This window comes from Pseudomonas sp. Nvir, from assembly GCF_963778085.1.
In the GTDB taxonomy this organism is placed as follows: Bacteria; Pseudomonadota; Gammaproteobacteria; order Pseudomonadales; family Pseudomonadaceae; genus Aquipseudomonas; species Aquipseudomonas juntendi.
Genome location: NZ_OY970405.1, coordinates 829,887 through 853,320, shown reverse-complemented (window position 1 = coordinate 853,320; position 23,434 = coordinate 829,887). Strand labels below are relative to the sequence as shown.

The following is a 23,434-nucleotide window of genomic DNA, read 5'->3' as shown; positions in this document are numbered from 1 at the left end:
CATTGGCGACAAACTGTCATTTAATTTCATCTGTCATCGGCTCGTCATCTGAGCAGGCCACCCTGTCGACCTTCCCATGAGCCGGAGCTACTTCATGCTGCACGCCGAAAACCAGGACCGCCTTTACCTCGTTGCCCAAAGCGAGGAGCAACAGGCGCTGATCGATGGTTTTGCCATCAATGTGCAAGACCGCCAGTGGCTGGTCTACTGCGCGCTGGGCGGGCATGTGCATGCAGACCTGCCGGAGGTGGACGCCGGCACTGGCTTCAGCCTGCTGGATTTCCACATAGAGGCGGCGTGAACCTGCGCCGGCCACCCCACCGGCAAGCGTGGGCGAGGCACAAAAAAACCCGCTGCCTGGCGACCAGGCAGCGGGTTTTCAGCAGCGCAGAGGGCTTACTGGGCCAGGATCTGTCCAATGCTCGGGTCTTTGAACATGCGGGTCAGCGCATCGCTCAGAACGTCGCCTACCAACTGGGTGTTGGTGTCCTGGTTCGGTGCCATGCCGAAGCGCTGGTCGAGCGACGCGCCGTAACGGCCGCTGTAGCTGCGGCCGCCATTCTTCACGTCGGCACGGAAGGTGGCACCGATCGTGGCTTCGGTCACGTACAGGTTGTCTTTGGGCGACTGGTACTTCAGCTCGGCCAGGGTCACGGTCAACTGCGGCGCGTTGTAGGCGTTGGCCGTAGGCGTGAAGCCGAGCAGGCGCACAGCCGCTTCAGCCTGGGCCTGCAGCTTGGGCACCACGTCGTTGCCACTGACGCTGATGGTGCTGGTTTCAGGGTACATGCCACCACGGGTACCCAGCGACTGCGATGGGCGACCGTCAACCACCCGGACCACCACCGGCTGGCCATGACCGACCGGCGCGAGTTGGGCCTTGAGCGTGGGTTGCGGGTTGAGTTGTTGCGGGCTGTGGGCACAACCGACCAGGCTGAGGCTGGCCACGGCAAGCAAACCGAACAACAGACGTTGCAACATGCGCGTTTCTCCAGAAAATGCGGCTAAGGCGCACAGTATACCCAGCCCCGCATCGGCCAGTCATCGGTCCCAGCCCGCTTGTGACAATGCTTTCATGCACTGCCCGGGCCTGTACTTTGCGCCTGTGCAAGCCAGCACTGGCAGCCGCGCATGCGCCTGGCCTGACAAACGCTGCAATAAAAACCACGAATGGCGACATTTCTGCCCGCGACATCGTTATAATCTCCCCCCGATTATAAGGACGTCTCCTGATCGGGCCCCGCACTCGCCGATTGACCCCGGCAACTTCAACGCTTCGCCCACAGAGAGCCTTCCACTCAGGTCTTGCATCGGCTGTCGTGCCTGCTTTTCCGGCCCTTCACGCTGCATGAACCTGCGGGTTGCCATCGCGCAGTCCCTTTTTGAGGTTCACGTCTCCAAAAGAGCGTGAAAAAACGGTTTTCACAACTTCACAAGAGTGTGGCGAGCAAATGAACAGTCTGGCATGTGTAAAAGCGGCAGATGTGTCCCGAACAGCCCTGAACAGGCGGCAAATGCGCTCATCCTGCATGAGTGCCTGACCCGCTCCATAACGCACGCACGACACCTTGACCATAAGTCGAATTGCCGCAGCCCTGGCAAACGGCGTTCAATACCTGAACCCGAAGACTGGTTGGCGGTGTCCGCGGAAGTTGCAAGAACTGCGAAAAGTCGGACATGGCGACCCTGGCAACCCCAGGTCCTATGCTGTCAATTAGGTAGCTGTAGATTGTGGAGACGCGTTAAATGGCGCAGAACGAATCGGTTGATGTGGTACTGGTAGGCGCGGGCATCATGAGTGCCACCCTGGCCGTACTGCTCAAGGAGCTTGACCCGACCCTGAAGCTTGAGGTCGTCGAGGCGATGGACTCCGGAGCCGCGGAAAGCTCCAACCCCTGGAACAACGCAGGCACCGGCCACGCCGGCCTGTGCGAGCTGAACTACACGCCGCAGGCCGCCGATGGCAGCATCGACATCAAGAAGGCCGTGCACATCAACACCCAGTTCGAGGTTTCGCGCCAGTTCTGGGCCTACCTGAGCAAGAAGGACAACTTCGGCTCGGCGCGTGCATTCATCAACCCTGTCCCGCACCTGAGCTACGTCGAGGGTGACAAGGGTGTTGCCTTCCTCAAGAAGCGCTTCGAGCTGCTCAAGCAGCACCATGCCTTCTCCGAGATGGAGTACACCGAAGACAAGGCTGTGATGAACGACTGGATGCCGCTGATGATGCCTGGCCGCCCTGCCGACCAGCACATCGCCGCGACCCGCGTGGCCAAAGGCACCGACGTCAACTTCGGCGCCCTGACCCTGAAGCTGCTGAAGCTGCTGGGTGACGCGCCGGACGCGCAGGTCAAATACAGCAAGAAGGTCGTCGGCCTGCGCCGTAACGGCAGCGGCTGGTCCGTCAGCATCAAGGACGTCAACAGCGGCGGCAGCCGTGAAGTGGACGCCCGCTTCGTGTTCCTGGGCGCCGGCGGCGCGGCCCTGCCGCTGCTGCAGATGTCCGGCATCCCGGAGAGCAAAGGTTTTGGCGGCTTCCCGGTCAGCGGCCAGTGGCTGCGCTGCGACAACCCGGAAATCGTCAAGCAGCACCAGGCCAAGGTTTATAGCCAGGCCGCCGTGGGGGCGCCACCGATGTCGGTACCGCACCTGGACACCCGGGTTGTAGACGGCAAGACTTCGCTGCTGTTCGGTCCTTATGCCGGTTTTACCACCAAGTTCCTGAAGCACGGTTCGCTGATGGACCTGCCGCTGTCGGTGCGCATGGGCAATATCGGCCCGATGCTGGCCGTGGCCCGCGACAACATGGACCTGACCAAGTACCTGGTCAGCGAAGTGATGCAGTCGATGGAACAGCGCCTGGAAGCCCTGCGGCGCTTCTACCCGCAGGCCAAGGCCGAAGACTGGCGCCTGGAAGTCGCAGGTCAGCGCGTGCAGATCATCAAGAAAGACCCGAAGAAAGGCGGCGTGCTGCAATTCGGCACCGAGCTGGTCTCGGCGCAGGACGGCAGCCTGGCTGCACTGCTCGGCGCCTCGCCAGGTGCCTCGGTGACCGTTTCGATCATGCTGGAACTGATCGAGCGTTGCTTCCCTGAGCAGGCCAAAGGGGCCTGGGCCGACAAACTCAAGGAAATCTTCCCCGCACGCGAGAAGACCCTTGCAACCGATGCTGCCCTGTACCGCAAGATCAGTGCAGATAACGACGCGGCACTGGACCTGGTGGAAAGCAGCCCGGCAGCCAAGCATTACGCCTGACTGGCCCGGTAACGAAAAAACGCCCTTCGGGGTAATGCCAGTCAGTTAAGTAATTGGGGGCCGCTTTGCGGCCCTTCGCGGGCACGCCCGCTCCCACAGGGATCGCGCATTTATTGAGTGCAGCGCCAAACATGTGGGAGCGGGCGCGCCCGCGAAGGGCTGCAAAGCAGCCCCAATAACGCTTAAAGGACAGGCATCACCCTTCGGGGCGTTTTTTTGCCTGCGGGTTGGTCAGCCTGGGCCGCGAGGAGGCGGCACAGGCCAACGATCAACCACGGGCCTGGGCGATGATCTCGATGTACTCCTGCGCATTGCGCTGGTCGGCGATCTGCTCGACGAAGGTTTTGCCGTGTTCGTCCTTGCCATCCAGGTCCAGGCCGGCTTCGACGAAGAACCCGACAAAACGCTGGAAGTCGTCCACACGCAGGCCGCGGTAAGCTTTCACCAGTTTGTGCAGCGAGGGTGAGGTGACGCCATCGGCCGGCTCGAACTGAAGGAACGACTTGATGTAGTCGTCGCTGATTTCGTCACCGATTACCTGTTTCTTGTCTTTACGCATTGCCGGCTCCATCTGGACCATCACGGAATTTCGAAGGCCGGCAGTTTACCCCCCGCAGGCCGCGCGCCTCAACGCGTACGTACGGTGCCCGTGTGCAGGTCGGCCCAGATGTGGCCATTGCCATAGGTGAGGAACTGCACATACAGCGTTTCGTTGCGCAGCAGGTCCATGATCACCCGGTAGTCGCTGAGGGGGTAATTCAGGTTCAAGGTGCGGGTCTTGTCGTCGTACACCGGTTTCTTGAGGCTCTTGGCGGCCTCACCGTCGAATGTCAGCAGCACCTGGGCAATGGTCGCCCCCTTGCTCAGCGGCTTGCCCTTCAGGCGCACTTGCAGCGACGAGGTGATCGGGATCGGCTGCTGGTCGGACTGCCGCTGGGCACCGACTACCACCGAGTAGTCGGTCACTTGCAGCAACTGCTGGCTGGTGGGTGCTTCCTGACGCAGGGCCAGGTCGTCCGGGGGCAGGAACTGGCTGTGCAGCGGTGCAGCGGCCAGCGGCAGGCTGATGGCCACCAGAAGGGGGAGAAACGCACGCATGTGAGGCTCCTTGTATGAAGCCGCACTCTAACACGTGGCCGTTTTTACAGGCCCTTGACGGCGAAGATGCCGTTGGCGTTGCGCCAGTAGCCTTTGTAGTCCATGCCATAGCCGAAGATGTAGCGGTCAATGCAGGGCAGGCCCACGTAGTTGGCCTTGAGGTCCGGGCTGGCTTTGCGGTCGTGGTCCTTGTCGATCAGCACGGCGGTGTACACCGAGCGCGCGCCGGCGTGCTTGCAGAACTCGATGATGGCACTGAGGGTATGGCCTTCATCGAGGATGTCGTCGACGATCAGCACGTCGCGGTCGATGAACGACACCTCGGGCTTGGCCTTCCAGAACAGCTCGCCGCCACTGGTCTGGTTGCGGTAGCGCGTGGCGTGCAGGTAGGAAGCTTCCAGCGGGAACTGCAGGTGGGTCAGCAGTTTGCCGGAGAAGATCAGGCCACCGTTCATCACGCAGAACACCACAGGGTTCTTGTCGTGCAGGTCCTTGCAGATCTGCTCGCCCACCTTGGCGATGGCCGCTTCGACCTCAGCTTCGGTGTACAGGCAGTCAGCTTCACGCATGACTTGACGGATATGCTCGAGATCGGCGGACATGGCGCGCTCCGGGGGATTTTGGAAAAGCGGGCAAAGGTACGCATCCGCTCGTCACAGATCAAGCGTTTATGGACTAACGTGCAGAATGACCAGACGACAGCGCAGGCTGAATAGATTAATCTAGCGCGGTTTTTTTGCCCGCCTTTCGGAGCCCCCCTATGCCCACTCGTGAGATCCGCCACCCGCTGATCCGCCACAAGCTCGGCCTGATGCGCCGTGCCGATATCAGCACCAAGAATTTTCGCGAACTCGCCCAGGAAGTCGGCGCTCTTCTGACTTATGAAGCCACCCAGGACCTGCCGCTCGAAACCTACGAGATCGACGGCTGGTGTGGCAAGGTCGCGGTAGAGAAAATCGCCGGCAAGAAGATCACCGTAGTGCCCATTCTGCGTGCCGGCATCGGCATGCTCGACGGCGTACTCAGCCTGATCCCGGGTGCCAAGGTGAGCGCGGTCGGTGTTGCCCGCAACGAAGAGACCCTCGAAGCCCACACCTACCTGGAAAAGCTCGCCCCGGACATCAACCAGCGCCTGGCATTGATCATCGACCCCATGCTGGCAACCGGCGGCTCGATGGTTGCCACCATCGACCTGTTGAAGAAGGCTGGCTGCAAAGAGATTCGCGCCATGGTCCTGGTCGCGGCACCAGAAGGCATCGACGTGGTGGAAAAAGCTCACCCCGATGTACAGATCTACACCGCCTCGATCGACCAGCGCCTGAACGAGCACGGCTATATCGTGCCGGGCCTCGGCGATGCCGGTGACAAGATCTTCGGCACCAAGCAAAAGGACGCCTGAACATGCAGGACGGCTTCAACGACCCGCTCTGGCGCCAGGTCGTTTCGGGCGCGCAGATGCTCTTCGTGGCATTCGGTGCGCTGGTACTGATGCCACTGATCACCGGCCTGGACCCGAACGTGGCGCTGTTCACCGCGGGTATCGGTACCTTGCTGTTCCAGTTGGTCACCGGCCGTCAGGTCCCGGTGTTCCTGGCTTCCAGCTTCGCCTTCATCACCCCGATCATTCTCGCCAAAGGCCAGTTCGGCCTGGCCGAGACCATGGGCGGCGTGATGGCCGCAGGTTTCGTGTATACCTTCATGGGCCTGATGGTGAAAATCAAAGGCACCGGTTTCATCGACCGCATGCTGCCGCCCGTGGTGATCGGGCCGGTGATCATCTCCATCGGCCTGGCCATGGCGCCGATTGCTGCCAACATGGCGATGGGCAAGGCTGGCGACGGCAGCGTGCTGCTGCCGTACAAGACAGCCATGCTGATCTCCATGCCGGCGCTGCTGACCACACTGATCGTCGCTGTGTTTGGCAAAGGCATCTTCCGCCTGGTGCCGATCATCGCTGGCGTGCTGGTGGGTTTTGCCCTGTCATTTGCCTTTGGCGTGGTCGACACGGCCAGAATTGCCGCTGCCCCCTGGCTGGAAATGCCCAACTTCACGGCGCCAGCGTTCAACTGGCAGGCCATTCTGTTCATCGTTCCGGTAGCCCTGGCACCTGCGATCGAGCACATTGGCGGGGTTATCGCGGTTGGCAGCGTAACCGGCCGTGACTACCTGAAGAAGCCCGGCCTGCACCGCACCCTGCTGGGTGACGGCCTGGCCACCACCGCCGCCGGCCTGTTCGGCGGCCCGCCCAACACCACCTACGCCGAAGTGACCGGTGCGGTGATGCTGACCAAGAACTACAACCCGAAGATCATGACTTGGGCGGCGGTATTCGCCATTACCCTGGCGTTCATCGGCAAGTTCGGCGCGCTGCTGCAGAGTATTCCGGTGCCGGTGATGGGCGGCATCCTGTGCCTGCTGTTCGGCTCGATCGCCGCGGTAGGCTTGAACACCATGATCCGCCACAAGGTCGACCTGGCCGAAGCGCGCAACCTGGTGATCGTGTCGGTGACCCTGGTGTTCGGTATTGGCGGGGTACTGATCGGCAGCGGTGATGGCCCGGATGACTGGGGCCTGAAGGGGATTGCACTGTGTGCCATCGTGGCGATTGCCCTGAACCTGATCTTGCCTGGCAATGACGGCTGGAAGCACAAGAAGCTCGAGGATCAGCAGCCTTGAGCCACCCTTGACCTGAGCGCCCACAGGGCAGCAAAACACCCTGTGGGAGCGGGTTCACCCGCGAAAAGGCCGGTTCACTCAGGCCTTTTCACACATGTCCGCCAACACCCTCACCCACTGCGGGTGGTCGTTCAAGCACGGCACCAGCACCAGCTCCCGCCCGCCGGCCTCGACAAACTGCTCACTGCCGCGCATGCCGATTTCTTCCAGCGTTTCGATGCAGTCGGCCACGAATGCCGGGCACATCACCAGCAACTTCTTGACCCCCGCCTTGGCCAGCTCGTCCAGGCGTGTTTCGGTGTACGGTTCGATCCACTTGTCACGCCCCAGCCGCGACTGGAAACTCACCGACCACTTGCCGTCGGGTATACCCAACTGCGCCGCAAACGCTTTGGCGGTCGCCAGGCACTGACCCCGGTAACACACCGCGCGCACCTCGGCGCTGGCATCTTTGCAGCAGTCGGCTGCACGCAGATCATGCTTGCCGCGCGTGCCGCGCGGGTACAGCTTTTTCAGGTGCCGCTCCGGCAGCCCATGAAAACTCAGCAACAGGTGGTCGTAATCCTGTGCCAGGTAAGGTTCGGCGCTGGCCGCCAGTGCCTGGATATACGCGGGGTGCTCGTAGAACGGCTGCAGCACCCGCATTTGCAACGGCAACTGGCGCTCTTGGATGGTCTGTTTCGCCAACTCCACGACCGTGGTCACCGTACTGTCCGCGAACTGTGGATACAACGGCGCCAGGGTAACCCTGCGCACGCCCTGCGCTGCCAGACGCGCCAACACATCCTCCAGCGCCGGCTGGCCGTAACGCATGGCTATTTCAACCGGCCCATGCGGCCAGTGCTCGACCATGGCGGCCTGCAGGCGGCGGGTCAGCACCACCAGCGGCGAGCCCTCCTCCCACCAAATGGACGCATAGGCATGGGCCGACTGCTCCGGTCGTTTGATCAGGATCAACGACACCAGCAGCCGCCGCAGTGGCCAAGGCAGGTCCACCACGTACGGGTCCATCAGAAACTGGTTGAGGTAGCGGCGTACATCGGCCACCGAAGTGGAGGCCGGGGAACCCAGGTTGACCAGCAGCAGGGCGTGATCAGTCATGCAGCGTCCTATGTCAGAGGCGGCTGGACAGGTCGTCCAGGGCCGATTGCAGATCATTGAAGCGGAAGGCGAAGCCCGCCTCCAGCAAACGTACCGGGCGCGCACGCTGGCCGCCCAACAGCAAGGTCGACAGCTCGCCCAAGCCGGCCTTGAGCAGCAGTGCCGGCACCGGCAATAGCGCCGGCCGATGCAGCGCACGGCCCAGCCGCCTGGCGAACTCGCGGTTGCGCACGGGCGTTGGAGCGCAGGCATTATAAGGACCGCTGGCGTCCTTATGCTGCAAGAGAAAATCAATCAGGGCGACCTGGTCGTCTATATGGATCCACGGCATCCACTGCCGGCCGTTGCCCAACGGCCCACCCAGCCCCAGCTTGAAGGGGATGCGCAAGCGCGACAAAAAGCCGCCATCGCTGGCCAGCACCAGCCCGGTACGCACCAGCACCACACGGATGCCCTGGGCCTGCGAGCGCTGGGCTGTTTCTTCCCAGGCTATACACAACTGGCTGGCGAAATCTTCCCGCACCGGGGGCGAGGCTTCGGTCAGTTCGCGCTCACCGCCGTCTCCGTACCAGCCCACCGCTGAACCGGATAGCAACACCTCAGGGCGCTGTTCGCGGGTACCCAGCCAAGCCAGCAGTTGCTCGGTCAGGGCAATGCGGCTAGCCCACAACAGGTTGCGCCGGGCGGCCGTCCAGGGCCGGTCGGCAATCGGCGCCCCCGCCAGGTTGACCACTGCATCGAGCTGATCGTCTGCTTCCAGTTGCTCAAGCCGGGCGATGCCCCGCACCCCGGCGCCGCAGATCTTCGCCACTTCCTGTGGCCGCCGGCTCCACACTGTCAGCCGGTGGCCCTGGCTGAGCCAGTACTGGCACAGGTGCTTGCCAATCAACCCGGTACCGCCTGTCAGCAATATATGCATGCCTGTGTCCTCGCAGATTGCAGCGTTGGTCTATTTTTAACATCAAGGCACTTTTTTGACCCGACGCTCTCGGATAAACATAGGCCAACCTGTCCGGCAAAGCGGAATTACCTTATACAATATTTTTGCTTTGTACAGGTTTTCCTGACAGCGTAGTCTGCTCATAGCAAGGTTTGAAGAGGCCATCATGACAGTACCTATTGCCATCATTGGTGCCGGTATCGCCGGCTTGTCTGCCGCCCAGGCTTTGCAGAAGGCCGGGCAGTCGGTGCACTTGTTCGATAAAGGCAAGGGCAGCGGCGGGCGCATGGCCAGCAAGCGCAGCGAGGCCGGCGCCCTCGACCTTGGCGCGCAGTATTTCACTGCCCGCGACCGACGCTTTGTCGAGCAGGTCCAGCAATGGGTGGCCGCAGGCTGGGCAGAACAGTGGAAACCCCAGCTGTACAACTACCGCGACGGCACCCTCAGCCCCTCCCCCGACGAGCAGACACGCTGGGTAGGCGTGCCGCGCATGAGCGCGATCACCCGCGGCCTGCTCGAGGACGTGACGGTGAATTTCGACTGCCGCATTGCCGAGGTGTTTCGCGGCAAGCAGTACTGGCACCTGCAGGATACCGACGGCTGCAGCCACGGCCCCTTCAGCCGCGTGGTAATTGCCGTGCCGGCGCCCCAGGCGACACCGCTGCTGGCCGCCACGCCCAAGTTGGCCGCCGTGGCGGCCGGCGTGCAGATGGAACCCACCTGGGCCGTGGCCCTGGCATTCCATGCCCCGCTGGATACACCGATGCAAGGCTGCTTCGTGCAGGACAGCGCCCTCGATTGGCTGGCACGCAACCGCAGCAAGCCTGGCCGCGACGAGCAGCCCGATACCTGGATATTGCACGCAACGGCAGACTGGAGCCGACAGCATATCGACCTGCCCAGAGAGGCAGTGATCGAGCATCTGTACGGCGAATTCGCCGAACTGATCGGCTGCGTGGTGCCCGCGCCCGCGTTCTCCCTGGCCCACCGCTGGCTGTATGCCCGCCCGAGCAGCAACCATGAGTGGGGCGCCCTGGCCGATGCCGACCAGGGCTTGTATGCATGCGGCGACTGGTGCTTGTCGGGGCGTGTAGAAGGCGCCTGGCTTAGCGGCCAGGAAGCAGCACGGCGACTGCTCGAACATTTGGACTGATTTCACCTTATACAAAAAAACTGGTTTGCATAACTTCCGCACTGTGCTGGAATAAACCTGTACAAGTTTTTACAAACGTACAGGTTTTCGGAGGCAGTCATGCAAAACCCGCCCACCCACAGCAAGCCGCGTATTGCCATCAGCGCCTGCCTCACCGGGCACAGCGTGCGCTATAACGGCGGCCACAAGGCCTCCGACCTGTGTCGCAAGCAACTGGAAGAACATTTCGAATGGCTGCCTGTTTGCCCAGAGGTAGCCATCGGGCTAGGCGTGCCTCGCGATCCGATCCGCCTGGTTGGCGACCCGAACAACCCTGAAGTGGTCGGCACCCGCAACCCGGGCATGGACCTGACCGGGCCGCTACGCAGCTACGGCGAGCAGATGGCCGATGAGCTGGGTGACATCTGCGGCTACATTTTCATGCAGAAATCGCCGTCCTGCGGCTTGGAACGGGTCAAGGTCTATCAGCCAAACGGCCACCCTGCGGTGCAGAGTGGTCGCGGCGCCTTTGCCCAGGCCTTCTGCGCGCTACGCCCCGACCTGCCGGTGGAAGAGGAAGGCCGGCTGCATGACCCGGTGCTGCGCGAGAACTTCATAAGCCGTGTCTATGCCTATGCCGACTGGCAACGCCTGCTGGCCGAGGGCCTCAGCCGGGGAGCCTTGGTGAGCTTCCATTCGCGCTACAAGTACCTGTTGATGGCCAACAACCCTCAGGCCTACCGCACCCTCGGGCGCCTGCTCGGCAGCATGAGCAAGGACGATGACCCACAACAGGTGGGCCAGCGGTATTTCAGCCAGCTGATGCAGGCGCTGCGCCGCTGTGCCAGCCGTGGCACCCACTGCAATGTGCTGCAGCACCTCAGCGGCTATTTCAAGGACACCCTCACCCAGCAGGACAAAGCCGAGCTGCAGGCGATCATCGGCCAGTACCAGCAGGGCGTCGTGCCGCTGGTGGTGCCACTGACGCTGCTCAAACACCACCTGCGCAAGCACCCGGACCCGTACCTGCTTCAGCAAACCTACCTGCAACCCCACCCTGAAAGCCTGGGTTTACGCAATGCGGTCTGAGGTGCTGTTACCAATAGGCGAGTTGGCCCGCCGCACCGGGGTGAACCCGGTCACGCTGCGCGCCTGGGAGCGCCGTTATGGCCTGCTGAAACCACAACGCACAGCGAAGGGGCACCGTCTGTACCCACAAAGCCAGGTGGAACGGGTAGAAACGATCCTGGCCTGGTTGCAGCGGGGTGCCTCTGTTGGCCAAGTGCGCGAGTTGCTCGACAAACCAACCAGCAGCGCGCCCAAAGGCGACTGGCAAGCCCGTCAGTACGAGCTGGTCGAAGCCATCGCCGGCCTGTCGCAACGTAACCTGGACCAGCAACTTAACCAGGCCATGGCGCTGTATCCGGCTCTGACCCTGTGCGAACAATTGCTGCTGCCCTTGCTCGACCTGCTCGACCTGCGCTGGGGCAGTTACTTCAACGCGCGGCTGGAGCAGGTGTTCTTCTACGGCTGGCTACGCAGCAAGCTGGGCGCCCGCGTCTACCACGACAACCAGTTGCTGCACGGCCCCGCCGTGCTTCTGGCCGAAGACAGCGAGCGCGCTTTCAGCCCAGGGCTGTGGCTGTGCGCCTGGTTGTTCACCAGCAATGGCATCCCCGTGGAGGTGCTCGAGCAGCCTGTCAGCGCGGCGCAACTGCAAAGCGCAGTCAGCATCTTCCAACCCCGGGCCGTGCTACTGCACCTGGGCCCGCGCATGGACGACAAAGCCTTGCTGCGTGCCCTGCAAGGGGTGCCGGGGCCGAAGTTGCTTGGTGGCAGCATGGTTGCACTGCATGAAACCCGCCTCAAAGACAGCGAACTGCCTGACCTTTTCCTGTTCGATACCCCGCAAGCGGCCTTGCGCCTGCTTCAAGCCCATGACCGCCAGCCTGTAGAGATCAATGCCCCATGCACCTGACCTGGCTGCGTAGTGACCTGCGCATCGATGACAATACCGCACTGAGCGCTGCGACCGAACGCGGGCCGACCGTCGCCTTGTGGCTGGTCAGCCCCGGGCAATGGCGTGCGCACGACGACGCCGACTGCAAAGTCGATTTCTGGCTACGCAACCTGCGCGACCTGCGCCAGGCGCTGGAAAAGCTGAACATCCCACTGCTGATCCGCAAGATCGACACCTGGGACCAGGCGCCTCAGGCCGTACTCGATGTTTGCCAACAACACCAGGTGCAAAGCGTGCACTGGAACGAGGAATACGGCATCAACGAGCAGCGCCGGGACGCTGCTACGCGCAAGCTGCTGGAAAAAGCGTCTGTCCAGGCGCACAGCTATCTCGACCAACTGCTGTTTCGCCCAGGCACCATCCTGACCCGCAGTGGCGATTACTTTCAGGTATTCAGCCAGTTCAAGAAAACCTGCCTTGAACACCTGCACCTCAGCCTGCCTGCGCTCGCCCGGCGGGTAAAGCGCCAGGCTGCGCTGAAGATCCACAGTGACCCGATCCCGCAACATATCGACGGCTTCGAAAAAACCCCGCGCGCCTTGCGTGAGCACTGGCCGGCGGGCGAGGCCCATGCACAGCAGCGCCTGTCGCAGTTTCTGGACGAAACCATCGACGATTACCTTAAAACCCGGGATCTGCCGGCAATGCCGGGGACCAGCCAGCTTTCGCCTTATTTGGCCGCCGGGGTAATTTCCCCGCGCCAGTGCTTGCATGGGGCCCTTGCCGCCAACAAGGGCGAGTTCGACAGCGGTAGCACGGGTGTGCAGACCTGGGTCAACGAACTGCTGTGGCGCGAATTCTACAAGCATATCCTCACCGGCTACCCACAGGTCTCCCGGCACCGCGCCTTCCGCAGCCATACCGAAGCCCTGCCCTGGCGCGATGCGCCGGGCGATCTCGAGGCTTGGGAGCAGGGCCGCACCGGCTTCCCCATCATCGACGCGGCCATGCGCCAGCTGCTGCACACGGGCTGGATGCACAACCGGCTGCGCATGATCGTCGCCATGTTCCTCAGCAAAAACCTGTTGATCGACTGGCGCAAGGGCGAGCGTCACTTCATGCGCCACCTCATCGATGGTGACCTGGCCGCCAACAATGGCGGCTGGCAGTGGAGCGCCTCTACCGGCACCGATTCGGTGCCCTATTTCCGCATTTTCAACCCGGTCTCGCAATCACAGCGTTTCGACCCTCAGGGGCGTTTCATTCGCCACTGGCTGCCGGAGCTTCGCGATATCGATGAAAAAACAATTCATGGTCCGATGAAATCTACGGATCTTTTCGCTGGTAATTCGTATCACAATCCAATAGTGGATCTGGGCAGTAGTCGCCAACGTGCATTGGAGGCCTTCAAAGGCCTGCCGCGGCGGTAACATCAGGGGGCAGAACGTCTTGAATAACTCACGCAGTTTTTGGGTTACAGGCGCAAGCAATGGACTTGGCTTGGCGTTGTTGCAAGGGCTGCTCGACCAAGGCCACCGGGTGGCCGCGAGTGGCAAGGATGCGCCTGCGTTTGAAGCGCTGGGCGAACGCTATGGCCAGCAATTCCTGCAAGTGCCCTGGCAGTTGCACGATGCACAGCAAGCCGCTGACGCTTGTCAGTTGATCGCCCGTCACTGGCACTCACTGGACGGCGTGATCATCAATGCCGGCACCAGCGATTACCTGCCGGGCGATGTGGCTGACAGCGAATTGATCGAGGCCATCGTCACCAGCAACCAGCTGGCGGGCAAGCACTGCCTGACAGCGGTGATGCCCTTGCTGGCAAAGGGTGATTCACCCCAGGTGATGGCTATTTTCAACCGTTATTCGGCCCTGCAGTTGTACGCGCCAAGCCAGGTAACCGCCGGTTGGAACCACCTGCCGCAGTGGGTACGGGAGCAACGTGATGCGCTCAAGGCGTTGGGGATATCGCTGACCGTGGTAGGACCGCAGTCGCTGAAAACGCCAGTGACGCCTGCGCAAGCCTTTCCGGAGCAGTGGACGCCGCAAAGCGCCGCGCAGGAGTTGTTGCGGCGCTGGCCCGCGGCTGAGCCCGAGTTGGTACTGGAGACGCTTGACCTCAGTGGGCTATGGCCGCTGCCGCCAAGGTGACGGCAGGCTCCCCGCCAAGCGCGAACCTGGGTCGCGCTTGGCGGTTGATGGTTGACCCGATCGGGTCAGAGCGCCATGCGGTAATGCAAGCTGTAGCTTTCAACCCCGTCATTGGGTTCTTTGATGCCGGCGTTCGAGTAGTGAATCGCACGCACACCAATTTCATGCCCACCGGCGAAGCGCAGGCCGAAGCCGATGCGGTCTTCGAACTGGAACGACGAACCCAGTTCGTTGCTTTCCAGCTCGGTGCTGGAGAAAGCTGCCACGCCAATGCCCGCCTCGATGTAGGGCTTGACCGAATGGCCGGCAAACTCGTACACGAATACGGGTGCGAACGACAGGCTGTGGTTGCTAGCCGTGTCGTCGCCGTCCCAATAGGTGTAGGCACCGTCCCAATAGCCGGTCACGCGGCCGACGCTGGTCTGCCACCAGCTGGCATCCCAGTTCGACTGCAGCCCCAGCCGGTAGACCATCGTCGAGTCACCGGTCTGCCCTACCGAAACCGATACATCAGCAGCCTGCGCCAACACTGCCTGCCCCATGGTGAAAACGGCAGCCGCCGCCAAGCCCAGCAGTTTCTTCATGAGAAACATCCTTCATCCTAGTGCTGTTTTAATGATCGCCTCATCTCAGGCAAGGCATAGAAAGCGGCAGTGGTACGATAGTTCAGCTTTTCTTCACGTTTTTTTCACATGGCAAAGCTTTGCACATCGTCAGACTTATGCCACAGCACAGGCAGGATTTTTTTCAGGGATGAGGGGTCGGCGCTGGTCCAGAAGCGGGTAGCCTGCGCCGGTCCGGCGGCCAGCAGGCCATTGTTGCCTAGCAGCCGCTGCAACTGGCGGGCGACGGCGGCACCGGTATCGATGATGGCCACATCTGGCGGCACCATGCCGGCCAGCAGCGGCCGCAGGAAGGGGTAATGGGTACAGCCCAGGATCAAGGTGTCACAACCAGCGGCCAGCAGCGGCTCGACATAGCCCCACAGCATCTGGCGCAGCGTGGGGCTGCACAAGTCGCCGGTCTCGATCAGCTCGACCAACCCCGGGCAAGGCTGGGTGATCACCAGCACGTCGCTGGCGAAGCGGTCGAGCAAAGCCGCGAACTTGGCACTTTGCAACGTGCCGGTGGTGGCCAGCACGCCAACCACGCCTGAGCGTGTCGCAGCCGCGGCAGGCTTTACTGCAGGCTCCATCCCCACCAATGGCCAGTTCGGGTACAGCTCGCGCAGATCCGCTGCGGCCGCCACCGTGGCGGTGTTGCAGGCCAGCACCAGGGCCTTGGCGCCTTGCTCGCGGAAGAACCCGGCAATGCGCCGGCAGCGCTCACGGATGTAGTCCGGGGATTTTTCGCCATAAGGCACATGGCCGCAATCGGCCACGTACAGCAGTGTCTCGTTGGGCAACAGGCGCTGGATCTCGGCGAGCACCGACAAGCCACCAACACCTGAGTCCATCACGCCGACCGGCGCCGAGCGCTCAGCCATCGCGCTTGCCGCACACGGCACACGCCGGGTCGCGCTTGACCCGCAGTTCGCGAATACGGGTGCCGAGGGCGTCGATCAACAGCAGCCGGCCGACCAGCGGCTCGCCGAAGCCTGCCAGCAGCTTCATCGCTTCCAGCGCCTGCAGGCTGCCGACCAGGCCCACCAGTGGGCCGATCACCCCCGCCTCGCTACAGGTCAGCTCGGCTTCACTGCCATGCCCATACAGGCAGTGGTAGCAAGGGCTGTAGTCGCGACGCGGGTCAAACACCGACAGCTGCCCCTCCAAACGGATTGCCGCACCGCTGACCAAGGGTTTGCCGGCGGCGAAACAGGCGGCGTTGACCGCCTCGCGCGTGGAGAAATTATCGGAGCAGTCCAGTACCAGGTCGACGGCCGCTACCGCGGCTGCCAGGGTGTCGTCGTCCAGCGCCTGGCGGTGGGCAACCAGGGTGACTTCAGGGTTGATGGCCTGCAGGCGCTGCAGCGCCGAGTCGACCTTGCTCATGCCGACACTGTCGCTGTCGTGAAGCACCTGGCGCTGCAGGTTGGTCAGGTCGACGGTATCGAAGTCCGCCAGGTGCAGTTCGCCAACCCCCGCGGCTGCCAGGTACAGGGCGACCGGCGAACCCAGGCCACCCAGCCCGACAATCAATGCCTTGCTGTGCTTGAGGCGTAGCTGGCCGTCGATGTCGATCTGCGCCAGCAGCACCTGGCGGCTGTAGCGCAGCAGTTCCAGATCACTCAGCATGGCAGGCGCCCCAGGCTGATGCGTTCATGGCCACCCAGATCGGTCCGGCTGGCCACCTCGTTGAAGCCCTGTTCGACCAGCAAGGCTCGTACTGCCGCGGCTTGATCATAGCCATGCTCCAGCAGCAACCAGCCACCCGGCACCAGGTGCCCAGGGGCCTGGGTGACGATCACGCGCAGGTCGTCCAGGCCATCGGGGCCAGCCACCAACGCACTGCTGGGCTCGAAACGCACGTCGCCAGCCACCAGGTGTGGGTCTGCGGCGGCGATGTAGGGCGGGTTGCTGACGATCAGGTCGAAACGCTCACCGGCCAGGCTGTCGAACCAATGGCTGAGGCGCACCTGGGTATTGCTCAGGCCCAGGCGCTGCCGGTTGCGCTCGGCAAGCGCAGCGGCCTCTGCCACCCGGTCTACGGCCGTGACCTGCCAGGCGGGGCGCTCGCTGGCCAGAGCCAATGCGATGGCGCCCGTGCCAGTGCCCAGGTCGAGAACCCTGGCTGGGGCTGCGGGCTGCAGTTCGAGGGCGGTTTCGACCAGCAGCTCGGTATCCGGCCGTGGGATGAGCGTGTTCGGCGCGACTTCCAGGTCGATCTTCCAGAAACCTTGCTGGCCAAGGATATACGCCACCGGCTCACCGCCGCGGCGGCGCTGCAGGTACCCGGCGTAGGTCTGCGCGTCTTCGCTGCTGACGATCCGCTCGGGCCAGGTGTGCAGATAACTGCGCGACTTGCCGATGGCCGCTGCCAGCAGCAGTTCGGCATCCAGGCGTTCGGTAGGCGATTCTGGCAACTGTGCGTTGCGCAGCAGGCTGGCGATGATGGTCATCAGTCCCCCAGGGCAGCCAGTTGATCGGCCTGGTATTCGGCCAGCAACGGCTCGATCACCGCGTCCACGCCACCACTGAGGATGTCGTCCAGCGAATACAAGGTCAGGTTGATACGGTGATCGGTCACCCGCCCCTGTGGGTAATTGTAGGTACGAATACGTTCCGAGCGGTCACCCGACCCGACCAGCAGTTTGCGCTCGCTGGCAATGGCGTTCTGGGCGGCGCTGGTCTGCAGGTCGTTGAGTTTCGCCGACAGCCAGGACATGGCGCGGGCGCGGTTCTTGTGTTGCGAACGCTCTTCCTGGCACTCCACCACGATGCCGGTGGGCAAGTGGGTGATGCGGATCGCCGAGTCGGTCTTGTTGACGTGCTGGCCGCCGGCACCGGAGGCGCGGTAGGTGTCCACGCGCAGGTCAGCCGGGTTGATTTCGATGGCCGCTTGTTCGTCTGGCTCGGGCAGTACCGCCACGGTGCAGGCGGAAGTGTGCACGCGGCCCTGGGATTCGGTCTCCGGCACGCGCTGCACGCGGTGCGCGCCAGACTCGAACTTGAGCTTGCCGTAGACGTTTTCACCTTCGACACGGGCGATGATTTCTTTGTAGCCGCCGTGTTCGCCCTCGTTCTCGGACAGAATCTCCAGGCGCCAGCCACGCTTTTCGGCGTAACGCGAATACATGCGGAACAGGTCACCCGAGAAGATCGCGGCCTCGTCGCCACCGGTGCCGGCGCGGATCTCGAGGAACACGTTGCGGCCATCATTCGGGTCCTTGGGCAGCAGCATGCGCTGCAGCTGCGCCTCCAGGGTCAGCAACTGCTCCTTGGCTTCACGCACTTCTTCCACGGCCATTTCGCGCATGTCCGGGTCACTGTCCTTGAGCAGCGCCTGGGCACCTTCGAGGTCGTCCTGGACTTTGCGCCACTCTTTATAGGCAGCATAGACCGGCTCGACCTCGGCGTACTCACGGGAATACGCGCGAAAGCGCGTCTGGTCGGAAATGACCTCGGCATCGCCGAGCAAGGCGGTGAGTTCTTCGAAGCGGTCCTGGAGAATTTCCAGTTTGTTCAGCAGCGACGCTTTCATTGCGGGGTTTTGTCCGTCGAGCCCTCGTTGAGGGCAAAGAGTTCCTGGGCCATGGCCAGCGCATCGACGCGCCCCTCGGCCGAGAGCTTTTTCAACTGCACGCTGGGCGCATGCAGGAGTTTGTTGGTCAGGCCCCGGGCCAATTGAGCCAGTACGTCCTCGGGGTTGCCGCCGTTGGCCAGCAGGCGCTGGGCCTTTTGCAGTTCTTCGTCGCGCAGGCGCTCGCTTTGCTGGCGATAGGCCTTGAGCACATCCACGGCAGCCAGTTCACGCAGGCGCAGCATGAAGTCTTCGGCGCCGACTGTCACCAGTTCTTCGGCAGCCTGGGCCGCGCCTTGGCGGCTCTTGAGGTTCTCCGCCACCACATCGTGCAGGTCATCGACGGTGTAGAGGTAGACGTCATCGAGCTCACCGACCTCCGTTTCGATATCGCGGGGCACGGCGATGTCGACCATGAAGATCGGTTTGTGCCGGCGCTGCTTCAGCGCACTTTCGACCGCGCCTTTGCCAAGGATCGGCAACTGGCTGGCAGTGGAGCTGATGACGATGTCGCTGTTGGCCAGCTCCTGGGGGATGTCGGCCAGCAGAACAGCATGCGCACCGAACTGTTCGGCCAGGATGCTGGCGCGTTCCAGGGTGCGGTTGGCCACCACGATGCGGCGCACGCCCTGCTCATGCAGGTGGCGGGCGACCAGAGTGATGGTTTCGCCGGCGCCGATCAGCAGGGCCTGGCTACGCCCCAGGTCGGCGAAGATCTGCTTGGCCAGGCTGACGGCGGCAAAGGCCACCGACACCGGGTTCTCGCCAATGGCGGTGTCGGTACGCACCTGTTTGGCAGCACTGAAGGTGGCCTGGAACAGGCGCCCGAGCAACGGCCCGACGGTACCGGCTTCGCGGGCCACGGCGTAGGCAGACTTCATCTGGCCGAGGATCTGGGGCTCGCCGAGCACCAGCGAGTCGAGGCCCGAGGCCACGCGCATCATGTGTTTCACGGCGTCGTGCTCTTCGTGCACGTAGGCACTGGCGCGCAGTTCGTCGAGGCTGAGGCGGTGATAATCGGCCAGCCATTTGAGTACGGCGTCGGCGGACAGGTGGTCCTGCTCTATATAGAGTTCACTGCGGTTGCACGTCGACAGAATCGCCGCTTCGCGGCTGGACGTCAGTCGGCAGAGCTGCTGCAGGGCGTCTACCAGCTGCTCTGGGGTAAACGCCACGCGCTCGCGTACGTCTACCGAGGCAGTCTTATGGTTGATACCGAGTGCAAGAAAGGCCATGCGAGGTCGCTGGTTGTGACGGGAAGCCGATAATTGTCCTCTTTCGCAGGTTTCAGGACAACCACCGTTCGCTATTGTGCTGACAGGGCTGCTGCTGTCGCCGGCTGCACGCCCGCCTGACCTGTGATTCCAGCCCCGGATCCTGCAGCCCCCTTGCCAGGATTATCACCATGGACCTCAGCGCTTGACGGGCATCCATGCCCCTCACCTCCCTCCGCATGCCCTTCGCTCGGCCTCCTGAAGTCGCAATGTGCGGCGCCTGAGCTACCGCGTGCTTAGAAGCAGAACCGAGGCACGCTACGCCACTGAAGCAGCGGCAAATAAGAGACGCGCTGACTTGACCGAATGGAATCCCGACGTGACAACGTAACGAGGGATATTTCCTGCAAAAGCTTATGTGAATTACTTTTTTCGACATATCTGTATCGATTTTTTCCATCGACTTGTAGTCCATTTCTGAATTGCAGCTCCAGCTATTGCCTCACCCAATTTCAATGCCTAGCCTTTCCAATCACTAATCTGAATTTCGTTCCTCGCCAGAAAATTAAAACCTGACAATGATTACCAAACAGAGGTAAGTATGGCTTTTGACGCTTATATAAAAATCGATGATATCCCAGGCGAGGCCCTGGACGAAAAATACAACAGATGGATCGAAGTCACGGGTTACCAATTTGGTGTAAGCCAAAGCACTTCAGCCACCGCAAGCTCTGCCGGTGGCGCCACATCAGGCCGCACGGCCGTCAGCCTTTTCTCCTTTACCAAATCTCTCGACAGTGCCAGTTGCAAATTAATGGAAGCCAGTTGCGCAGGCCAACACCTCAAGGAAGTGAAACTCGCACTCTGCCGCGCGGGCGGCGACAAGCTCAAATATTACGAAATCATTCTCGAAGAAGTGATCATTGCCGACTACACCCAAAGCGCCGCCGATGGAGTACCGATAGAGGTGGTGCAGCTCGATTACGGGAGAATCAAAACCACCTATACCCAGCAAAAACGCATTGACGGCTCCGGCGGCGGCAACATCGCTGGCGGGTGGGACCGGATCGGAAACAAGAAGTACGCCTGAGGGGGTCGCCATGTCTGAAGCCCGTGCGTTCATCAACCCCAGGATGCAGAACTACCACACCCTCAAGGCCGGCCTTGCGCTGACTGGGCATTCGGCCAGCAAGTTCGACATCCTGAATTCGCACATTTGCAACAGCGTGGTCAGAAGCGGCGAACTGGTGATCGTCGGTGACTGGTCAACGCCTTCCTGTACCAGTCAGGAGGCGTATTTGATGTCGAAGGCTACCGTGACCCATATGGGGTTGATGCATAGCGGCCAGGGTGCCGATGAGTTTTTCGTAGACAATTTCGAGCTGTTGAAGAGTCTGCTCGCCCATGCGTCCATGGGCACGGGCGTGGTAAGCGATAGTTGGAGCAAGTATCTCAAAGCGATTCAAGACACCTTGCTGGAAATCGAGACGCTGCATAGAGAGCACATGAGCTCAGGGTCCCTCAAAGCCCGCGAGCAGTTTTACGCCAAGCGGGCGGGGCTTTTCACGAAGCTGGATGAGCAGTTGCGCAGGTTGGCGGCGTTCGGCTCAGGCTTGCGCAACAATGGCTCCATCAAAAGAATGCTAGCCATTTCCACGAAAAGCTATTTGCATACGGGTGAGATTGCAGGGTATGCGGATAAGGTTGCCGGTGTGAGCAAGGCTGCTAACCTGATAAAAAAAGGAACTTATTTAGGCATTGCACTGGAAGTTTCGAGTACAGGTCTGTCAATCAATAAAGCCTGCACGGAAGGGAGAGAGGAAGAGTGCAGAAGAGCTAAAATTGTGGAGAGTAGTTCATTGGCAGGTGGCGTAGGTGGAGGCGTAGTTGGCGCATATGCAGGCAACATAGTTGGCGTAGCAGCTTGCGGCGTGGTTCTCGGAACCGTATCGGGCGGGCCTGGAGCTATCGCTTGCGGTGTAGCGGGCGGAGCCTTTGGGGGGATGCTAGGCGGGAAGTTCGGAAGCGATGGTGGAGAATTCATGGGAGATTTATTCTACGAACGGGTGATAAAGTGACCACAGCTCATGAAATTTTGGGAGCGGTGTTCGCCCTCCTTATCACCGCGATCTTCATATCCATGTCGATAACGCTATATTTGTCCCATCGCCTGACTGAACACATTGAATCGCTGCTACCCAACTGCAAGCTGATCAGTGAGAACAGAAAAACATACGCTGAACTTGGCTTTATCGGAAAAGTTTTTCGATTCGGGACAATATCTTTAATGTTAGTCTCCCCAAAAGTCTATGCACGTAAAGGCCTGATAGACATTAATGAAGTAAACCAACTACCGGCCCGCATAAAAAAATTACTTAGCAGACTCGTCATTATGTGCTTAGCACTTTTTCTCACACTGCTATTATTTAGGGCATGCCTATATGCTGCTGATCACTACCAAACCCTTTGAAAACCAGTATTGAAGCTCGAGCAAACGCTCCCGTTGTTATTGCTAATAACAGCGCCAATAGCATATGCGTGAACCTATATTGGCATAATGCTTAACATAGCAGTAACCGGTCTATAAATTCGCCATGCTTGAAGCGAGCCGCATATGTAAATTCTGCATCATTAGCTGGAGGCCTGGCTGGTAGCGCTGTAGGCGGTTATCTAGGAGGGAATATTGTTGCACCCGCAGTATCCGGCACTAGGAGTAGGGACTGCCGGACTAGGGCACTCACCTGCGCGGTCATCGGTGGCACTGCCGGGGCGAAGTTAGCCGGTGATTTCGCAGAAAAAAAGGCGAGGTATTAGGTGACTTTTTGTATCACGAGTTCTCAAAATGACTAACATAGAGCCAGGACTGATCGCGCTGATCCTGATTACAGCAATGTTAATTGCCGCTAGCGCGCAAATTATTATTTCACACAAATACACCGAGCATTTTGAATCTTTCCTCCCCACCTCTCGCCTCGTATCTGACAACATCAAAAATTACCAGCACGCCGGACTCTTGGGCAAAACAATAAGAACCGGCCAGATTGCAACACTGTTGGCTATACCCAAAATCTTCATTTACAGGGGTTACGCTGAAATTGAGGAAGTAAAAAACTCCCCCCTCCGCGAAAAGCGCATTTTGTTAATCCTATGGATTATTCACATCACCTTGTTCATTGCCTTGATGCTGTCGCATTATCTATGACTTCATGCCGATACGACTTGCCCCGAATCGAAACCTGACGTGGCAATTTAACGAGGGGAAATTTCCTACAAAAACCTGTACCGCTGGCCGCGATAATGAGTGTAGAAGAGCTAAATACGTCCATGGATCTTCCTTGACAGGCAGTGTCGCCGGGGGAGGGATAGCAGCAAGCTACGGTGGAAATATTGCCACTAGTACTTGTCTCGCTCTTGGCGTGCCAACAGCCGGTACAGGCGCACTCCTCTGCGCTGTTATTGGTGGGGCTGCGGGAGCCACGGGAGGAAACATGCTTGGCGGTGCTGTAGGGGAAGCGCTCGGCGAAGTACTGTATGAAAAGGTAGGCACCCAATGAGCACTGCTGTGGGCATTGTTGCATTTATAATTTTGGCCGCCATGATCATCACGCTTTGCGCATCCCTCTACATATCAACCTATCATCTTGGCAGGATCGAATCACTACTACCGAATAGCGCATTCGTAAGCGGAAATAAGAAAACCTTTTCACAAGCAGGCCTTATTGGCAAGG

At 60.9% G+C, this 23,434-nt stretch carries 24 protein-coding genes; 12 read left to right on the top strand and 12 right to left on the bottom strand.

What is annotated here, in order from left to right:
• Positions 1-94 precede the first annotated feature (94 nt).
• A complete protein-coding gene (locus AACG97_RS04295; protein ID WP_009682946.1) occupies positions 95-301 on the top strand; it encodes a hypothetical protein in 207 nt (68 codons plus the stop codon).
• Positions 302-396: 95 nt separating this feature from the next.
• Here AACG97_RS04295 and AACG97_RS04290 read toward each other — a convergent pair whose 3' ends face one another.
• A complete protein-coding gene (locus tag AACG97_RS04290) occupies positions 397-981 on the bottom strand; it encodes a YajG family lipoprotein (RefSeq protein ID WP_029886852.1) in 585 nt (194 codons plus the stop codon).
• A gap of 765 nt (positions 982-1,746) precedes the next feature.
• Here AACG97_RS04290 and mqo point away from each other — a divergent pair.
• Positions 1,747-3,255, top strand: coding sequence for a malate dehydrogenase (quinone) (gene mqo, locus AACG97_RS04285; RefSeq protein ID WP_197885893.1), 1,509 nt, complete (start codon positions 1,747-1,749; stop codon positions 3,253-3,255).
• A gap of 268 nt (positions 3,256-3,523) precedes the next feature.
• On the opposite strand, the gene AACG97_RS04280 is transcribed toward mqo, so the two are convergent.
• The 3 genes from AACG97_RS04280 to AACG97_RS04270 form a co-directional block, all read right to left on the bottom strand.
• On the bottom strand, positions 3,524-3,814 hold the full coding sequence (locus AACG97_RS04280; protein WP_009682950.1) for a PA4642 family protein: 291 nt from the start codon (positions 3,812-3,814) through the stop codon (positions 3,524-3,526).
• Between the two features lie 68 nt (positions 3,815-3,882).
• The gene (locus AACG97_RS04275) at positions 3,883-4,353 is read right to left on the bottom strand and encodes a hypothetical protein (protein ID WP_009682951.1); all 471 of its coding nucleotides are present in this window, start codon (positions 4,351-4,353) and stop codon (positions 3,883-3,885) included.
• 44 nt (positions 4,354-4,397) lie between these two features.
• A complete protein-coding gene (locus AACG97_RS04270) occupies positions 4,398-4,955 on the bottom strand; it encodes a hypoxanthine-guanine phosphoribosyltransferase (protein WP_009682952.1) in 558 nt (185 codons plus the stop codon).
• 158 nt (positions 4,956-5,113) lie between these two features.
• Here AACG97_RS04270 and upp point away from each other — a divergent pair, with 158 nt between their 5' ends.
• Both upp and AACG97_RS04260 read left to right on the top strand, forming a co-directional pair.
• A complete protein-coding gene (gene upp, locus AACG97_RS04265; RefSeq protein WP_009682953.1) occupies positions 5,114-5,752 on the top strand; it encodes a uracil phosphoribosyltransferase in 639 nt (212 codons plus the stop codon).
• A gap of 2 nt (positions 5,753-5,754) precedes the next feature.
• On the top strand, positions 5,755-7,029 hold the full coding sequence (locus tag AACG97_RS04260; RefSeq protein ID WP_009682954.1) for a uracil-xanthine permease family protein: 1,275 nt from the start codon (positions 5,755-5,757) through the stop codon (positions 7,027-7,029).
• Positions 7,030-7,107: 78 nt separating this feature from the next.
• Here the strand turns inward: AACG97_RS04260 and hemH are convergent, their stop codons facing one another.
• The gene (gene hemH, locus AACG97_RS04255; RefSeq protein ID WP_009682955.1) at positions 7,108-8,130 is read right to left on the bottom strand and encodes a ferrochelatase; all 1,023 of its coding nucleotides are present in this window, start codon (positions 8,128-8,130) and stop codon (positions 7,108-7,110) included.
• A gap of 13 nt (positions 8,131-8,143) precedes the next feature.
• A complete protein-coding gene (locus AACG97_RS04250) occupies positions 8,144-9,049 on the bottom strand; it encodes a TIGR01777 family oxidoreductase (RefSeq protein WP_029886855.1) in 906 nt (301 codons plus the stop codon).
• A 187-nt stretch (positions 9,050-9,236) separates the two neighbouring features.
• On the opposite strand from AACG97_RS04250, the gene AACG97_RS04245 reads away from it, so the two are divergent.
• The 5 genes from AACG97_RS04245 to AACG97_RS04225 all read left to right on the top strand — a co-directional run bounded on the left by AACG97_RS04245 (position 9,237) and on the right by AACG97_RS04225 (position 14,313).
• Positions 9,237-10,223, top strand: a complete 987-nt coding sequence (locus tag AACG97_RS04245; RefSeq protein WP_115293383.1) for an NAD(P)/FAD-dependent oxidoreductase — start codon at positions 9,237-9,239, stop codon at positions 10,221-10,223.
• Between the two features lie 99 nt (positions 10,224-10,322).
• Positions 10,323-11,291 (top strand): YbgA family protein, encoded by a 969-nt coding sequence (locus tag AACG97_RS04240; protein ID WP_197885892.1) that lies wholly within the window; start codon positions 10,323-10,325, stop codon positions 11,289-11,291.
• Positions 11,281-12,180, top strand: coding sequence for a MerR family transcriptional regulator (locus AACG97_RS04235; RefSeq protein WP_009682959.1), 900 nt, complete (start codon positions 11,281-11,283; stop codon positions 12,178-12,180). Before AACG97_RS04240 ends, AACG97_RS04235 begins: the two co-directional genes overlap by 11 nt.
• The gene (phrB, locus tag AACG97_RS04230) at positions 12,171-13,592 is read left to right on the top strand and encodes a deoxyribodipyrimidine photo-lyase (protein ID WP_125854891.1); all 1,422 of its coding nucleotides are present in this window, start codon (positions 12,171-12,173) and stop codon (positions 13,590-13,592) included. The genes AACG97_RS04235 and phrB overlap by 10 nt, the downstream gene beginning before the upstream one ends.
• Before the next feature lie 19 nt (positions 13,593-13,611).
• A complete protein-coding gene (locus AACG97_RS04225; RefSeq protein ID WP_125854892.1) occupies positions 13,612-14,313 on the top strand; it encodes an SDR family NAD(P)-dependent oxidoreductase in 702 nt (233 codons plus the stop codon).
• Positions 14,314-14,378: 65 nt separating this feature from the next.
• Here AACG97_RS04225 and AACG97_RS04220 read toward each other — a convergent pair whose 3' ends face one another.
• From AACG97_RS04220 to hemA, 6 genes are all read right to left on the bottom strand, one after another.
• Positions 14,379-14,897 carry an acyloxyacyl hydrolase gene (locus AACG97_RS04220; protein WP_009682962.1) on the bottom strand — a complete coding sequence of 173 codons (519 nt, stop codon included), beginning with the start codon at positions 14,895-14,897 and terminating at the stop codon, positions 14,379-14,381.
• 104 nt (positions 14,898-15,001) lie between these two features.
• Positions 15,002-15,799, bottom strand: coding sequence for a glutamate racemase (gene murI / locus AACG97_RS04215; protein ID WP_029886862.1), 798 nt, complete (start codon positions 15,797-15,799; stop codon positions 15,002-15,004).
• Positions 15,792-16,547 (bottom strand): molybdopterin-synthase adenylyltransferase MoeB, encoded by a 756-nt coding sequence (locus tag AACG97_RS04210; RefSeq protein WP_029886863.1) that lies wholly within the window; start codon positions 16,545-16,547, stop codon positions 15,792-15,794. Before AACG97_RS04210 ends, murI begins: the two co-directional genes overlap by 8 nt.
• Entirely contained in the window at positions 16,541-17,371 is an 831-nt protein-coding gene (prmC, locus tag AACG97_RS04205; RefSeq protein ID WP_197885890.1) for a peptide chain release factor N(5)-glutamine methyltransferase, read from the bottom strand. The genes AACG97_RS04210 and prmC overlap by 7 nt, the downstream gene beginning before the upstream one ends.
• On the bottom strand, positions 17,371-18,453 hold the full coding sequence (prfA, locus tag AACG97_RS04200) for a peptide chain release factor 1 (protein ID WP_197885889.1): 1,083 nt from the start codon (positions 18,451-18,453) through the stop codon (positions 17,371-17,373). Before prfA ends, prmC begins: the two co-directional genes overlap by 1 nt.
• Positions 18,450-19,727 carry a glutamyl-tRNA reductase gene (gene hemA / locus AACG97_RS04195; RefSeq protein ID WP_009682968.1) on the bottom strand — a complete coding sequence of 426 codons (1,278 nt, stop codon included), beginning with the start codon at positions 19,725-19,727 and terminating at the stop codon, positions 18,450-18,452. Before hemA ends, prfA begins: the two co-directional genes overlap by 4 nt.
• 580 nt (positions 19,728-20,307) lie before the next feature.
• Between hemA and AACG97_RS04190 the strand changes: the two genes are divergently transcribed.
• The 3 genes from AACG97_RS04190 to AACG97_RS04180 all read left to right on the top strand — a co-directional run bounded on the left by AACG97_RS04190 (position 20,308) and on the right by AACG97_RS04180 (position 22,908).
• Entirely contained in the window at positions 20,308-20,796 is a 489-nt protein-coding gene (locus AACG97_RS04190) for an Hcp family type VI secretion system effector (RefSeq protein WP_125854894.1), read from the top strand.
• A 10-nt stretch (positions 20,797-20,806) separates the two neighbouring features.
• Positions 20,807-21,784 (top strand): hypothetical protein, encoded by a 978-nt coding sequence (locus AACG97_RS04185; RefSeq protein WP_009682970.1) that lies wholly within the window; start codon positions 20,807-20,809, stop codon positions 21,782-21,784.
• A gap of 764 nt (positions 21,785-22,548) precedes the next feature.
• Positions 22,549-22,908, top strand: coding sequence for a hypothetical protein (locus tag AACG97_RS04180; RefSeq protein ID WP_009686191.1), 360 nt, complete (start codon positions 22,549-22,551; stop codon positions 22,906-22,908).
• The last annotated feature ends 526 nt before the right edge of the window (positions 22,909-23,434 follow it).

Bases quoted from the DNA above. Each gene is read 5' to 3' on its own strand.
- AACG97_RS04295 (WP_009682946.1), top strand. From the start codon at position 95: ATGCTGCACGCCGAAAACCAGGACCGCCTTTACCTCGTTGCCCAAAGC.
- AACG97_RS04290 (WP_029886852.1), bottom strand. From the start codon at position 981: ATGTTGCAACGTCTGTTGTTCGGTTTGCTTGCCGTGGCCAGCCTCAGC.
- mqo (WP_197885893.1), top strand. From the start codon at position 1,747: ATGGCGCAGAACGAATCGGTTGATGTGGTACTGGTAGGCGCGGGCATC.
- AACG97_RS04280 (WP_009682950.1), bottom strand. From the start codon at position 3,814: ATGCGTAAAGACAAGAAACAGGTAATCGGTGACGAAATCAGCGACGAC.
- AACG97_RS04275 (WP_009682951.1), bottom strand. From the start codon at position 4,353: ATGCGTGCGTTTCTCCCCCTTCTGGTGGCCATCAGCCTGCCGCTGGCC.
- AACG97_RS04270 (WP_009682952.1), bottom strand. From the start codon at position 4,955: ATGTCCGCCGATCTCGAGCATATCCGTCAAGTCATGCGTGAAGCTGAC.
- upp (WP_009682953.1), top strand. From the start codon at position 5,114: ATGCCCACTCGTGAGATCCGCCACCCGCTGATCCGCCACAAGCTCGGC.
- AACG97_RS04260 (WP_009682954.1), top strand. From the start codon at position 5,755: ATGCAGGACGGCTTCAACGACCCGCTCTGGCGCCAGGTCGTTTCGGGC.
- hemH (WP_009682955.1), bottom strand. From the start codon at position 8,130: ATGACTGATCACGCCCTGCTGCTGGTCAACCTGGGTTCCCCGGCCTCC.
- AACG97_RS04250 (WP_029886855.1), bottom strand. From the start codon at position 9,049: ATGCATATATTGCTGACAGGCGGTACCGGGTTGATTGGCAAGCACCTG.
- AACG97_RS04245 (WP_115293383.1), top strand. From the start codon at position 9,237: ATGACAGTACCTATTGCCATCATTGGTGCCGGTATCGCCGGCTTGTCT.
- AACG97_RS04240 (WP_197885892.1), top strand. From the start codon at position 10,323: ATGCAAAACCCGCCCACCCACAGCAAGCCGCGTATTGCCATCAGCGCC.
- AACG97_RS04235 (WP_009682959.1), top strand. From the start codon at position 11,281: ATGCGGTCTGAGGTGCTGTTACCAATAGGCGAGTTGGCCCGCCGCACC.
- phrB (WP_125854891.1), top strand. From the start codon at position 12,171: ATGCACCTGACCTGGCTGCGTAGTGACCTGCGCATCGATGACAATACC.
- AACG97_RS04220 (WP_009682962.1), bottom strand. From the start codon at position 14,897: ATGAAGAAACTGCTGGGCTTGGCGGCGGCTGCCGTTTTCACCATGGGG.
- murI (WP_029886862.1), bottom strand. From the start codon at position 15,799: ATGGCTGAGCGCTCGGCGCCGGTCGGCGTGATGGACTCAGGTGTTGGT.
- AACG97_RS04210 (WP_029886863.1), bottom strand. From the start codon at position 16,547: ATGCTGAGTGATCTGGAACTGCTGCGCTACAGCCGCCAGGTGCTGCTG.
- prmC (WP_197885890.1), bottom strand. From the start codon at position 17,371: ATGACCATCATCGCCAGCCTGCTGCGCAACGCACAGTTGCCAGAATCG.
- prfA (WP_197885889.1), bottom strand. From the start codon at position 18,453: ATGAAAGCGTCGCTGCTGAACAAACTGGAAATTCTCCAGGACCGCTTC.
- hemA (WP_009682968.1), bottom strand. From the start codon at position 19,727: ATGGCCTTTCTTGCACTCGGTATCAACCATAAGACTGCCTCGGTAGAC.
- AACG97_RS04190 (WP_125854894.1), top strand. From the start codon at position 20,308: ATGGCTTTTGACGCTTATATAAAAATCGATGATATCCCAGGCGAGGCC.
- AACG97_RS04185 (WP_009682970.1), top strand. From the start codon at position 20,807: ATGTCTGAAGCCCGTGCGTTCATCAACCCCAGGATGCAGAACTACCAC.
- AACG97_RS04180 (WP_009686191.1), top strand. From the start codon at position 22,549: ATGACTAACATAGAGCCAGGACTGATCGCGCTGATCCTGATTACAGCA.